This window comes from Tabrizicola fusiformis (assembly GCF_013328815.1).
GTDB lineage: Bacteria > Pseudomonadota > Alphaproteobacteria > Rhodobacterales > Rhodobacteraceae > Fuscibacter.
The window spans coordinates 40375-52494 of record NZ_JABUHN010000007.1; the positions used below are offsets into that span (position 1 = coordinate 40375).

Annotated in this window: 13 protein-coding genes; 9 read left to right on the forward strand and 4 right to left on the reverse strand. The window is 66.6% G+C overall.

Annotated features, from left to right (window positions below):
* Position 1: 1 nt before the first annotated feature.
* From flgK to HS053_RS12205, 3 genes are read left to right on the forward strand one after another with little or no spacing between them, the layout of a single operon-like run.
* Complete coding sequence (flgK, locus tag HS053_RS12195) at positions 2–1459, forward strand: flagellar hook-associated protein FlgK (RefSeq protein WP_174211528.1); 1458 nt, start codon at positions 2–4, stop codon at positions 1457–1459.
* On the forward strand, positions 1460–2461 hold the full coding sequence (locus HS053_RS12200; RefSeq protein ID WP_174211529.1) for a flagellin: 1002 nt from the start codon (positions 1460–1462) through the stop codon (positions 2459–2461).
* Positions 2462–2472: 11 nt separating this feature from the next.
* A complete protein-coding gene (locus HS053_RS12205; RefSeq protein ID WP_241699855.1) occupies positions 2473–3561 on the forward strand; it encodes a flagellar basal body P-ring protein FlgI in 1089 nt (362 codons plus the stop codon).
* A gap of 28 nt (positions 3562–3589) precedes the next feature.
* Here the strand turns inward: HS053_RS12205 and fliP are convergent, their stop codons facing one another.
* Genes fliP through fliF form a run of 4 tightly spaced genes read right to left on the reverse strand, consistent with a single transcriptional unit; the run spans position 3590 to position 6735 of the window.
* Positions 3590–4309 (reverse strand): flagellar type III secretion system pore protein FliP, encoded by a 720-nt coding sequence (fliP, locus tag HS053_RS12210; RefSeq protein WP_174211531.1) that lies wholly within the window; start codon positions 4307–4309, stop codon positions 3590–3592.
* Positions 4306–4575 (reverse strand): FliM/FliN family flagellar motor switch protein, encoded by a 270-nt coding sequence (locus tag HS053_RS12215; protein ID WP_174211532.1) that lies wholly within the window; start codon positions 4573–4575, stop codon positions 4306–4308. The genes fliP and HS053_RS12215 overlap by 4 nt, the downstream gene beginning before the upstream one ends.
* The gene (locus HS053_RS12220; RefSeq protein ID WP_174211533.1) at positions 4568–5164 is read right to left on the reverse strand and encodes a FliH/SctL family protein; all 597 of its coding nucleotides are present in this window, start codon (positions 5162–5164) and stop codon (positions 4568–4570) included. The genes HS053_RS12215 and HS053_RS12220 overlap by 8 nt, the downstream gene beginning before the upstream one ends.
* Entirely contained in the window at positions 5164–6735 is a 1572-nt protein-coding gene (gene fliF / locus HS053_RS12225; protein WP_174211534.1) for a flagellar basal-body MS-ring/collar protein FliF, read from the reverse strand. Before fliF ends, HS053_RS12220 begins: the two co-directional genes overlap by 1 nt.
* 139 nt (positions 6736–6874) lie before the next feature.
* Here fliF and HS053_RS12230 point away from each other — a divergent pair, with 139 nt between their 5' ends.
* The 6 genes from HS053_RS12230 to HS053_RS12255 all read left to right on the forward strand — a co-directional run bounded on the left by HS053_RS12230 (position 6875) and on the right by HS053_RS12255 (position 12120).
* A complete protein-coding gene (locus HS053_RS12230; protein ID WP_174211535.1) occupies positions 6875–7348 on the forward strand; it encodes a flagellar basal body-associated FliL family protein in 474 nt (157 codons plus the stop codon).
* Between the two features lie 9 nt (positions 7349–7357).
* The gene (locus HS053_RS12235) at positions 7358–7744 is read left to right on the forward strand and encodes a hypothetical protein (RefSeq protein WP_174211536.1); all 387 of its coding nucleotides are present in this window, start codon (positions 7358–7360) and stop codon (positions 7742–7744) included.
* Positions 7741–8298 (forward strand): MotE family protein, encoded by a 558-nt coding sequence (locus tag HS053_RS12240; RefSeq protein WP_174211537.1) that lies wholly within the window; start codon positions 7741–7743, stop codon positions 8296–8298. The genes HS053_RS12235 and HS053_RS12240 overlap by 4 nt, the downstream gene beginning before the upstream one ends.
* 63 nt (positions 8299–8361) lie before the next feature.
* Positions 8362–9231, forward strand: coding sequence for a flagellar motor stator protein MotA (motA, locus tag HS053_RS12245; RefSeq protein WP_174211538.1), 870 nt, complete (start codon positions 8362–8364; stop codon positions 9229–9231).
* The gene (locus tag HS053_RS12250) at positions 9228–11393 is read left to right on the forward strand and encodes a tetratricopeptide repeat protein (protein ID WP_174211539.1); all 2166 of its coding nucleotides are present in this window, start codon (positions 9228–9230) and stop codon (positions 11391–11393) included. The genes motA and HS053_RS12250 overlap by 4 nt, the downstream gene beginning before the upstream one ends.
* Before the next feature lie 79 nt (positions 11394–11472).
* The gene (locus HS053_RS12255; protein ID WP_174211540.1) at positions 11473–12120 is read left to right on the forward strand and encodes a transglycosylase SLT domain-containing protein; all 648 of its coding nucleotides are present in this window, start codon (positions 11473–11475) and stop codon (positions 12118–12120) included.

The window sequence follows — 12120 nt, forward strand, 5'->3', positions numbered from 1 at the left end:
AATGACAATCTCAGGCAGTCTGGCCAGCGCCATTTCCGGCCTCAACGCCGCAAGCCGCAATGTCGAGGTGATCTCGAACAACATCGCCAATGCCGCAACCAAGGGCTATGGCCGCCGCGAACTGGTGACCGAGGCCCGCTCGATCGGGTCGGTGGGACAGGGGGTGCGGGTCGTCGGAGTGCGGCGCGAGAGCGATATGGTCCTGATCGGCGACCGCCGCATAGCGCAGGCCGCGACGGGGGGCGATGCGGTGCGCGCCGCCTATTACCGCAGTCTGGAAAGCGCCATCGGCACGACCGACAGCGCGGTGTCCATCGGCAGCCGGATTGATGCCTTTGACAGCGCGCTGCTTGCCGCCGCGGCCAATCCCGGCAGTTCTGCCCGGCTGGACGCAGCGGTGCAGGCCGCAGATGCGTTGACGCAGCAGATTTCCGATGCCGCGGATGCGGTGCAAGAGTTGCGCCAGCGCGCCGATGGCACCATCGCCGATCAGGTCACGCAGCTCAACGCTGCGCTGCGCCGCGTCTCGGACCTGAATGGCCAGATTCGCGGCCATGCCGGCGGCAACACCGATGCCTCTGCCCTGATGGATCAGCGCCAGCAGGTGATCGACAGCATCGCAGCCATTCTGCCCGTCCGCGAGGTTCAGCGCGAATTCGGTCAGGTGGCGCTTTACGCGCTGAACGGCGCCGCTCTGGTCGAGGGGCCGGCGGCACAGTTCGGCTTTTCGCGGACCGCCGCCATCGGCCCCGATACCTGTCTGGCAGAGGGGGAGCTTTCGGGCCTCACGCTCAACGGTCGTCCGGTCGCATTGAGCGGCGCCAACAGCCCGATTGCCGGCGGCGCGATGGCGGCACAGTTCCAGTTGCGCGACACGCTGGCGGTCGAAAGCCAGACCCAGCTTGATGCCTTGGCCCGCGATCTGGTGGAGCGGTTCTCGGACAGCGGCCTCGACCCCAGCCTGTCCCCGGGCGCTGCGGGGCTTTTCACCGACAATGGCAGCGCTTTCGATCCGCTGGCCGAAACCGGGCTGGCGCAGCGGCTGGGCGTGAATGCCGCCGTCGATCCGGCGCGCGGCGGCGCGCTTTGGCGGCTGCGCGACGGTATCGGCGCGGGCAGCGCCGGGGCGGGCGGCAATGCGCAGCTTCTGGTCGATCTGCAGGCCGCGCTGACCGAACGCCGCGCCACCGCTTCGGGCGGGTTCATGGCCGCCGACCGCAGCTTTTCCGCGCTGCAGGGCGAGATCGTCTCGTCGGTCGCGGCATCGCGGCTGGGGGCCGAGGCGGAGGCCAGCTTTTCCTCCGCCCGCAGCGAAGCCCTTGTGCAAGAGGAAGAGGCAGGCGGCGTCGATACCGATTTCGAACTGCAATCGCTGCTCATGGTCGAACAGGCTTATGCCGCCAATGCCAAGGTCATCCAGATCATCGGGCAGATGATCGACAAGCTGATGGAGATGTAGATGGTTCAGATCAGCTATGGCGACATGGCCCACACCACCTTGCTGCGCCGCCACACCACCGCCACCAAGACCGAGATCACCCGCCTCACCGGCGAGGTGACGACAGGTCTGGCCAGCGACACCGCGCGGCATCTTTCGGGCAATCTGGCGGGCATCACCGCCCTTGACGCCAGTCTTGCACGCCTTGCCGCCTACAAGACGGCGACCACCGAACTGACCTTGCAGACCACGGCGACACAGGCCGGTCTGGGCGTGATTGCCGATCTGGTGCAAACGGCGGCAGGGGCACTTTTGCCCGCCACCGGAATGGCCAATACCGCGCAGGTCGATGCGGCGGCACTGACGGCGCGGCAAGGGTTTGAGACGATGCTGACCACGCTGAACACAAGGCTCGGCGACCGCAGCCTTTTTGCCGGACAGGCTATTGCCGGGGCCGCGGTGACCGATGCCGAAACCCTTCTGACCGGGCTTGAGGCCCTGACGGCCGGGGCGCAAACGGTTGACGAGGTGTCCGCGACCGTCGCCGCCTGGTTCGATGATCCGGCGGGCTATGGCAGCAACGGCTATCTGGGCGGGGCCGCCCTTGCCGCCATTCCCGTGGCCGAAGGCGAAAGCGCCGCCCCCGACGTGACGGCAAATGACCCGGCCCTGCGCGCGGCGATGACCGGGCTTGCCCTTGGCGCCTTGCTGGACCGCGGCCTTTTCGCGGGCCAGCCCGAAGCGCGCCGCGACCTTGCCGGCAGGGCGGGGCAGTCGCTCACCGCGGCGCAGACCGGCTTGACCTATCTCTCGGCCCGGCTTGGTGCGACCGAGGCGCGGATTGCCGATGCCACAACCCGCAACGCCGCCGAGGCCAGCGCCCTTGGCATCGGCCGCAACGACCTTCTGGGGGTCGATGGCTATGACGCCGCGACCCGGCTGCAGGATGCCGAGGCCCGTCTGGACCTGCTCTTTGCCCTTACCGCGCGCCTGTCGCGCCTCAGCCTTGCGGAGTATATCTGATGCTGCGTCCGATGGCCGCCGTTCTGGCACTGTTCATCGCCTGGCCCGCTTGCGGCGGCCCGGTGCGGATCAAGGATCTGGTCGCTTTTGACGGGGTGCGCGGCAATGATCTTGTCGGCTATGGCCTTGTCGTCGGGCTGAACGGCACCGGCGACGGGCTGCGCAACGCGCCCTTCACCGAAGAGATGATGGCCAATCTGCTTGAACGCTTGGGCGTCAATGTCACCGGCGAAGAGTTCCGCCCCAAGAACGTGGCGGCCGTCTTCGTTACCGCCGCGCTGCCGCCCTTTGCCCGGGCTGGCGGACAGTTCGATGTGACCGTTTCGGCCATCGGCGATGCCAAGAGCCTGCTGGGCGGGACTTTGGTGATGACGCCGCTGAACGGCGCCGACGGGCAGATCTATGCCGTGGCCCAGGGCACAATCATCGCCGGCGGCATCAGCGCCGAGGGACAGGCGGCGCGGGTTGTCCAGGGCGTGCCCACCGCCGGCAGCATCCCGGCAGGCGCCCGGGTCGAACGTGAGGTCGAGTTCGATTTCACCGGCCTGCGCGAACTGCGGCTGGCCTTGCGCAGCCCCGATTTCACCACCGCCGCCCTGATCGAGCGGGCGATCAACCAGGAACTTGGCCGTGGCAGCGCGCTGATGCTGGATGCCGGAACGGTGACACTGAACATTGCGGCAACCGGCTCCAACTCTCCTGCGCATGTAATCGCCCGGGTCGAGAACATCGCGGTCGAGCCGCAGACCCGGGCGCGCGTGGTGGTCGATCAGCGGTCGGGCACCATCGTGATGGGCGAAGATGTCCGCATCAGCCGTGTCGCCGTGGCGCAGGGCAACCTGACCCTGCGGATCGAAGAGAATGCAACCGTGGTGCAGCCCAACCCCTTTGCGGAAGGTGAAACCGTGGTCGTGCCGCAAAGCACTGTCGATCTGCAGACCGAGCCGGGGACCGGACTGGCGGAAATCCGGGGGGGCACCTCGCTGTCCGAAGTGGTGGCGGGGCTGAACGCCCTGGGGGTCGCACCGCATGACATGATCGACATCCTGAAAAGCATCAACGCCGCGGGCGCGCTTCATGCCGAGTTCGTGGTGAACTGAACGGGCGCGGCAGCGATGCCGCGCCCCACTACATATAGCTGCGCACCAAAGCGCCCGAAATCAGCGTCCACCCATCCGCCACCACAAAGAACGCCAGCTTGAACGGCAGCGACACCACCGCGGGCGAAACCATCATCATCCCCATCGACATCAGCACGGCCGAGGTCACGAGGTCGATGATCAGGAAGGGCAGATAGATCAGAAAGCCGATCTCGAAGGCACGCTGGATTTCCGACAGAACAAAGGACGGCACCATCACCGAAAGCGGCGCCTCGGCAATCGGCGGGGCCGGGCCGGGTCGCAAGGCTTGCAACGCGGCAAAGGTTTCCGGGTCAAGGCGGGCGGCCATGAAGGCGCGGAACGGCGCGATGGCAGCGGGAATGGCCTGCTGCACATCCATCGTGCCGTTGCTCAAAGGCTCCAGCCCACGCAGCCAGGCTTCGGTGAAAACCGGGTCCATCACGAACCATGTGAGAAACAGCGCCAGACTGACTATCAGCATGTTCGGCGGCGATTGCTGCAGCCCGATGGCCTGCCGCAGGATCGACAACACGGTGACGATGAAGGGAAAACAGGTGATGGTCACCGCCAGCCCCGGCACAAGCCCCAACACCGTCACCAAGAGCAGAAGCTGGATCGAGCGGGCGGCGAGGCTGCCCTCCCCCCCCAGATCGAGCGACAGGTTCTGCGCCAGCGCCGGAGCGGCGATCAGGCTCACCGCCACCGCCAGAACCAGCGCCCGCTTCACAATCCGCCCCGCAGATTGGCGACTTCGGTGAGGCGGACCGCAAGCTGACCTGCCGGTTCCCCCTCAAGCTCCTGCAGCTCGCCGCGGGCGATCAGGCGGTCTCCGACGTAAAGCTCCACCAGATCATCGACCCGCCGGTCCAGCGGCAACACGGCATCGCGGCCCAGCCGCAACAGGTCGCGCACCAGCGGCCGGGCGCGACCGACCGAGATCATCACCTCAATCGGAACATGGGCGAAGGGGTTGCTATCGGCGGGGTCATCCATTTGGCGCCTCCTTTCGGGACAGGGCAAAAAAGTCGCGCACCGCCGCGATGATCTCGGTAATGGCGCGGTCAAGGTCGATGCGGGTTTCCGAAGTGGCAAAGCGCAGATAGGCCTGCCCCTCGCCCAGACTGGGTTCTTCCTCGATCTCGAGCGGCAACCCGGCGTTTTCCGCCAGAACCAGCTCCACCGCCCGGCGCGAGACCGGGTTGATCACCAGCGTCAGCGGCGCGCCGGCCCGCTCTGCCGCCATCGGGCGCAGGGTTTCGACAACCAGTTGGCCCAGCGTTTCCCGGGCAAGGGTCGGCAGAAGGCGGGCAACCATCTCTTTCAAAAGCGGTTCAAGGGCGCGCAGCACATGGTCGCGCGCCTCATGATAGGTGAAGGCCAGCCCCTGCAGATTGCGGGCCAGATCGGCACGGATCCGGTTCTGCTCTTCGGAAAGTGCCGCTGCGGCATCCTCCCAGCCTGCGCTGTAGCCAGCCTCGAACGAGGCAAGCTTGGCCTCTTCCAGATGGCCGGTATCGGTGACCAGCACGTCGGGCCGATCAGTTTCCGCGGCAGTTTCAAAGACTTCCAGACGCAGCGCCATCAGCTCCGCTCCTCTTCCAGTTCCATCCAGCCGCGCAGGATTTCAACCGATTCCGCCTGACGTTCCTCGATCAGACGGCGCAGGCGGGCGACCGGATCGGGCGGCAAAGCCTCGCCCGGAACCAGAGCGGGCCCGTCGTCGATCACCCCGGTCAGCACGCGGGGTTCCTCGCCCGGGATGCCCGGCAGCGCCAGAAGCGGCGCCGGGGCTGGCAGCGCCGCAGGCGCGCGCGCACCGTTCAGCAGCAAGGGCCGCAGCACGAACAACCCCAGGATCAGCGCCACCAGCGCCAGCACAGCAATCTGGATGGCCGACATCAAATCTATCGGCCCCATCTGCGCCGGCAGTCCGGCCTCCACGATCTCACCGGGGGGCAGCGGCATGAAGGCCAGTGACTTGAGCGTCAGAACATCGCCCCGCGCCTCATCAAGCCCGACGGCCGAGGCCACCAGTTCGCGCAGAACCGCGAGTTCCTCCTCGGGCCGGGGCTGTTGCGAAACCGTGCCATCGGCCGCCGTCACCGTCTGCCCATCGACCAGAACTGCCACCGAAAGCCTGCGGACCGCGCCGGGGCTGCGCAGCAATTCGCGTTGGGTTTCCGAGACTTCGTAGTTCACCCGCTCCTTGCTTTCGCTGTTCTGGCTTTTGCCCGCCCCCCCCGCGGCATCACCCGCCGGAAGGTTCGAGGCGACCGTCACATCGCCACCCGGATCGGTGGAGGAACCGCTGCGCTCTTCGGTTTCGGATGAAATGGCGACGCGGCCCTGCGGATCGAACTTGCGCTCGGTAATCTGCTCGCGCTCGGTCACCAGATCGACGGCCACTTCGACCACCGCCTTGCCGGCGCCGACCCGCGCTGCAAGCAAACGCTCGACATTACCGCGAATCTCGGCGGCGCGGGCAGCGGCGGCGGTATCAGGACGCTCGGCCGCATCTTCGCCCGCGATTAACCCGCCAACGGTGTCGATCACCGCCACCGCTTCGGGAACAAGGCCCGGAACGGCGGCGGCGACCAGATGGCGCAGGGCCCGGGCCTGCACTTCGGGCAGGCTGCCCGAAGCGGTGGTCACCGTGATGCTGGCCGTCAGCGCCGCGCCGCTCTGGAACGGCTGGTTGGCCGCCTGCCCGATATGCACCCGCGCCGCGCGAATCTGCGGATTGGCAAGGACGGTGCGGGCAAGCTCCCCCTCCTTGGCGCGCCAATAGGCGGCATCGAACATCTGCGATGTGGTGCCAAATCCGGTCAGCCCGTCCAGCAGTTCGTATCCCACGCCGGAATTCGCCGGCAGCCCCTCTGCCGCCAGCACCATCCGCAGGGTGTCGCGCTGCGATTCGTCCACCCAGATGGAGGCGCCGCGCACCTCATGCGGAACGCCCCGCTGCTCAAGTGCTGCGATCACATCCCCGGCCGCTGCCCCCTCAAGCCCCGAATAGAGCAGGGCCATTCCGGGGCTTGCCGCCATCCGCGACAAGAGGAGAACCGCCACAAAGACCGCCACCGTCGCTCCCGCAACGATCACCCGCCGCTTTGCATCAAGCCCGTTCCAGATTGCCAAGAGGTTCTGCACCATCTGCCTGCATCCTTTGCCGGATCTCAGACCCGGGAATCTCGCGGTCTTCTGACCACAGCCCAGCTTTCGCGCAGCCGTCTTAACAATCGGTTAGTGACCTTCGATCTATTTTCGTTCTCGAAGATGACGGAGAATTGCCGTGGCCGAATCCGACTCGCCGCCAGAGGCGGAACCGAGGAAATCGAAAAAACCCTTGCTGATCGGCGCGGGTCTGGCCGTGCTTTTGGGCGGCGGCGGCTTTTATGCCACCTGGTCCGGCCTGATTCCTGGCGGTGGCCATGCGGAGGCCGTGGCAGAGGTCGCCGACCTGCCCGATATTGCCTTTGTTCCGGTTGAGCCGCTGATCATCTCGCTAGGCCCCGGGGGGGCGAACCGGCACCTGCGCTTTGCCTCGCAGATCGAGGCGAATGGTCCGCATGTCGCCGAGGTCACGCTGCTCTTGCCGCGCATCATTGATGTGATGAACGGCTATCTGCGCGCGCTGGATGCCAAGGTCATGGAGGACCCGGCCGCTCTGGTGCGAATCCGCTCCCAGATGCTGCGCCGCATTCAGATCGTCACCGGAGAGGGCCGGGTGCGCGATCTTCTGATCACAGAATTCGTGCTGAACTAGGGGCAAGCGATGGCGATTATTGCAGATATCCTGATGGCAGCGGGGGCCTTTGGCGCCGCGCTCTATTGCTATGTGCTGGCCGGGCGGCTCAAGCGGTTCGCCACGCTGGAAACCGGCATGGGCGGGGCGATTGCGGTGCTGTCGGCGCAGGTCGATGACATGACCCGGGCGCTGGAAAAGGCGCAGGGCGCCGCCAGCGGCTCGGCAAGCGGGCTTGAGGCACTGACCCTGCGCGCCGAGGCGGTATCGGCGCGGCTGGAGCTTCTGGTGGCCGCGCTGCATGACCTGCCCGAAGCAGAAGCGCCGGCTGCCGGCGCGCCACCGGCCAGTGCCGAAGCCGACCGGCGGTTGCGCGTTCTGCGCCGGCGCAGGGCCGAGGTGGAGGCTGCCGAATGAAACGGCCGCGCATGGGCCGCGGGGCCTTGGTGATTCTTGCCCTGTTTCTGGCCGCATCGGGCGCCTTGCGTCTTGGCGATGGTGTGGGCCGGGCCCTGGCCGAGGTCGGACATACCCCCACCGCCGAAGCGCCGGCCGCCTGCCCCGCCCCGCCCGAGGCGCTTGCCGCCGCCCTTTCCGCGCGAGAGGCAAAGGTCGCCGCGGCCGAAACCGCGCTGGCCGACCGCAAGGCAGCCCTGGAGCTGGCCGATCTCGCGGTGACGCACCGGCTCGATGAACTGAAGACCGCCGAAGATGACCTCAAGCAGGTGCTGGCGATTGCCGATGGCGCGGCGGAAAAAGATCTTGTCCGGCTGACCGCGGTCTATGAGGCGATGAAGCCCGCCGATGCCGCCGCCCTGTTCGGAACGATGTCGCCCGATTTCGCCGCAGGGTTTCTGGCGCGGATGCAGCCCGGTGCCGCCGCCGCCATTCTGTCGGGCATGGCGCCGGACAAGGCTTATGCCATTTCGGCCCTGATCGCAGGGCGCAACGCCCGCGCCCCGAAAAGCTGACCTCTGCTGAGGTTTTCTTAACCCCGCGCTGCGAGGCTCGTCTCAGCAAAAGGAGAGTGCAAGATGTTCGGAATCGTCGGAATCGTGGTCATCCTCGTGATGGTCTTCGGCGGATTCGTGATTCACGGCGGCAATCTGGAACCGATCCTGCACGCCCTACCCTTCGAGATGATCATGATCGGCGGTGCGGCCGTCGGGGCCTTTCTGGTGTCGAACGACCTGCCTTCGGTCAAACACACGCTGCGCGACATGGGCAAGGTGTTCAAGGGCGTGAAATGGAAGCCCGCCGACTACCGCGACCTGCTCTGCCTGCTCTTTGAACTGATCCGCCTTGCCCGCACCAACCCCGTCGGGCTTGAGGAGCATATTGAAAAGCCTGGGGAATCGGCGATCTTCGCCCGCTATGCGGCGATCCAGCATGACCATGAGGCGGTTGACCTGATCTGCGACACCATGCGCGCCGCCTCAATGAATTATGACGATCCGCATCAGGTCGAAGAGATCCTGGACAAGCGGATGGAGGCGACACAGACCCATGCGCTGCATTCCAGCCACGCCCTGCAATCCATGGCCGATGCCCTGCCCGCCCTGGGCATCGTCGCGGCAGTTCTGGGGGTGATCAAGACCATGGGCTCGCTGGATCAGCCGCCCGAGATTCTTGGGCAGATGATCGGTTCGGCGCTGGTCGGCACGTTTCTGGGGGTGTTTCTGGCCTATGGCATCATGGGGCCTTTTGCCGCGCGGGTGAAATCGGTGGTCGAAGAGGATGCCCATTTCTACCAGCTTATCCGTGAGGTTCTGGTCGCCAACCTGCACCGCCATCCGGCCAATATCTGCATCGAGGTGGGGCGCCAGAACACCCCGCACCATGTCCGCCCCACCTTCGGCGATCTGGAAGAGGCGCTGCGCGGCCTCAAGCAGGAGGCGGCATGATCCGCGCTTTGCTCCTGCTGATGGCGCTTTGCTGCGGCGGAACGGCCACCGCCCGTCCCATCACCGTCACCTCGGGCGAGCATGAGGGGTTCACGCGGCTGGTATTCGACTTTGGCACGCCGGTTGACTGGCGTCTGGGACGCAGCGCAGACGGCTATGAAATGACCATCGGTGGCGCCACGCCGGCCTATGATCTGCGCGGCATCTTCAATCTGATCGGCCGCTCGCGGCTTGCCGCGGTCTGGCCCGATCCGCAGACGGGCAACCTTCGTCTTGGCATCGCCTGCGCCTGTCACGCCTTGCCCTTCGAATTCCGACCGGGAATCGTGGTGATCGACCTGCGCGACGGGCCACCGCCCAAAGGATCGTCCTTCGAACTGGCGCTTGAGGGCGGCCCTGCCCCGGACTTGGCTGCTCCCGGCATCGTGCGGCCGCGCGCGCGGCCAGCAACCGCGACCAAGCCCTATGACTGGCTTGATCTGGCATTGAACGCGCCAGAGGAGACCGCGGCTCCGTCATTGCACATCAACGACACGGCGGGCCTCGCGCCGCTGCGCGACATCTTGCTGCAACAGTTGAGCCGAGGCGCCGCGCAGGGCGTCGTTGACATGATCCAGCCCTCCACCGCACCCGGCGGCGCCCGACTGCCTGATTTTGCCTCGGCCCAGGTCCGAATCGCCGGCGGACCCGAAATGGCGATGGGGCCGGCCGGCTCGGTCCGGCCAGAGCTGGGCGCCGAAGGGCAGGCTTGTGTCGCCGATGAGCGGCTCGCCTTCGCGCAATGGGGCACCGATGCCCCCGTCGCCGTGCAATGGGGGCCTGCCATGTCCGGCTTGACCGGCGAATTTGACCGGACAGAGCCGGAAGCCTTGGCGCGCGCCATCCGTTTCCTGCTTTTCCTCGGCTTTGGCGCCGAGGTCAGGCAGGCACTGGCAGCCTTCGCGCAACAGGGGGAAGAGGCCGACCTGTGGAGAGAACTCGCGTTGATCCTTGATGGGGCCCCCGTGGAGGGGGCCGTCCTTGTCGGCCAGATGGCCTGCGACGGCCCGACGGCGCTGTGGTCGTTTCTCGCCCAGCCGCGCATCGCGCCCGGCGAAATCGTGAACGCCGCAGCGGTCCGTCTGGCCTTTTCCGAACTGCCGCTGCATTTGCGGCGCCACCTTGGGCCACCTCTGGCGGAACGCTTTCTGGCGTTGGGGGATACTGAAAGCGCCCGCGCCGTTCAGGACGCGATCCTGCGCGCCGGAGAGGAACAGGGCGGCGAGATTGCCCTGATGCAGGCCGATCTGGCCGCCCAAACAGGCGATTCTGCCGCGGCCGAAGCCCATATCCGCAGCCTGATCGACCAACCCGGACCGGAAACCGCCGATGCGATGACCGCTCTGGTCGAGTTGCGGGCGCGACAGGGGCTGCCGGTGGACCCGGCGATGGTGCCCGCGCTGGAGGCGTCGCTGGCCGAGCGGGCCGGAACCGACGCGGCCCCGACCTTTCGCCGCGCCCTGACGCTGGCCCGCGCCGCCTCGGGCGATCCGGCAGGGGCTTTTGCGGCGCTGCCCGAAACACCCGATGTCGAACCTGTGCTTTGGTTGTTGCTGGCGGGCCTTGGAACGGACGGTCAATTGCTCGATCTGGCCATCCTGCCGCAAGGGGCGACACCTTCGGCAACCGTTGCAACCCGTGAAGCTCTGGCGCGCCGCCTGATGGACCTTGGTTTTGCCGATGCTGCGGCGCTCTGGCTTGCGGCGGCCCAGACTGCGGACCCGCTCTTGCAGGCAAGGGTTGATCTTGCAAGGGATGATCCCCGCGCAGCCTTGCGCAATCTGGCCGGGCGGCAGGATTCCGAAGCACAAAGCCTGCGTCTGGAAGCGTTGAACCGGCTTGGCGCAGCTGCGGACGCCGCAGCGACGCTCCGTTCGACCGGGCAGGATGAGGATGCGACCCGAACCCTTGCCCGCGCCGGTGATTGGGCCTCTGTCGCCGACAGCGCGCCTTCGACCTGGCAGATTCTGGCTCAGGATGCGCTGAGGCCCCCAGCCGAGCCGGCTGCGGCAGAAGGCCCTCTCGCAAACGGGCATCGCCTTACCGAAGCCGCAAGCAGCACCCGCGCCGCTGTTTCGGCGCTGCTGGCGGAAACGCCGCTGCCCGGCATTGCAGCCCCCTGATCCGCTTACCTTTTCGAAAGATTCGCGCTCTAGGATCAAAAGAACGGGCCCGAACGGCCTCTTGAACCGGGTGAAACCCATGCGCCTTTGCTGTCTTGCCCTGCCGGTTCTGGCCGCAGGGGCTGCCATAGCCGAACCGGCCGAGACCTGCGACATCGCGGCCCGTCAGGCCGCATTGATCCATGGCGTGCCCGAACCGGTGATGCTGGCGATCACCCGGGTTGAAACCGGCCGCGATCAGGGCGGAACGCTCACGCCATGGCCTTGGGCGATCAACATGGGGGGCGAAGGCTTTTGGCCCGAGACCCGCGAAAACGCCGTCACGATGGCCCAAACCGCTCTGGAGGAAGGGCGTCAGAACATGGATATCGGCTGTTTTCAGTTGAATATCCGCTGGCACGCCGAAAACTTCGCCTCGCTCGACGACATGTTCGACCCGGTGCAGAACGCGGATTACGCCGCCCGCTTTCTCAGCCGGCTCCATGACGAAACCGGCAGTTGGGTTGCGGCTGTTGCGGCCTATCACTCCCGCAGCCCCGGCCTTGCCGAAGCCTATGTCGCAAGGGTTGAAACGGTTCTTGCCGCAGCCGAACCCTTGCCTGCGGTCGAACCGGCGCTGCCGCGCCCGAATCTGTTTCCCTTGCTGCAACCCGGGCGGGCGGGCAGTCCCGGCTCGCTCGTGCCGGGGCGCGACGGGGCAATCCCGCTTTTTGGCACCGGATCCTGA

What these genes read in the sequence shown, in the direction of transcription:
- flgK (WP_174211528.1), top strand. Translation starts at nt 2, where the DNA reads ATGACAATCTCAGGCAGTCTGGCCAGCGCCATTTCCGGCCTCAACGCC.
- HS053_RS12255 (WP_174211540.1), top strand. Translation starts at nt 11,473, where the DNA reads ATGCGCCTTTGCTGTCTTGCCCTGCCGGTTCTGGCCGCAGGGGCTGCC.
- motA (WP_174211538.1), top strand. Translation starts at nt 8,362, where the DNA reads ATGTTCGGAATCGTCGGAATCGTGGTCATCCTCGTGATGGTCTTCGGC.
- HS053_RS12215 (WP_174211532.1), bottom strand. Translation starts at nt 4,575, where the DNA reads ATGGATGACCCCGCCGATAGCAACCCCTTCGCCCATGTTCCGATTGAG.
- HS053_RS12235 (WP_174211536.1), top strand. Translation starts at nt 7,358, where the DNA reads ATGGCGATTATTGCAGATATCCTGATGGCAGCGGGGGCCTTTGGCGCC.
- HS053_RS12250 (WP_174211539.1), top strand. Translation starts at nt 9,228, where the DNA reads ATGATCCGCGCTTTGCTCCTGCTGATGGCGCTTTGCTGCGGCGGAACG.
- HS053_RS12205 (WP_241699855.1), top strand. Translation starts at nt 2,473, where the DNA reads ATGGCCGCCGTTCTGGCACTGTTCATCGCCTGGCCCGCTTGCGGCGGC.
- fliF (WP_174211534.1), bottom strand. Translation starts at nt 6,735, where the DNA reads ATGGTGCAGAACCTCTTGGCAATCTGGAACGGGCTTGATGCAAAGCGG.
- HS053_RS12240 (WP_174211537.1), top strand. Translation starts at nt 7,741, where the DNA reads ATGAAACGGCCGCGCATGGGCCGCGGGGCCTTGGTGATTCTTGCCCTG.
- HS053_RS12200 (WP_174211529.1), top strand. Translation starts at nt 1,460, where the DNA reads ATGGTTCAGATCAGCTATGGCGACATGGCCCACACCACCTTGCTGCGC.
- HS053_RS12220 (WP_174211533.1), bottom strand. Translation starts at nt 5,164, where the DNA reads ATGGCGCTGCGTCTGGAAGTCTTTGAAACTGCCGCGGAAACTGATCGG.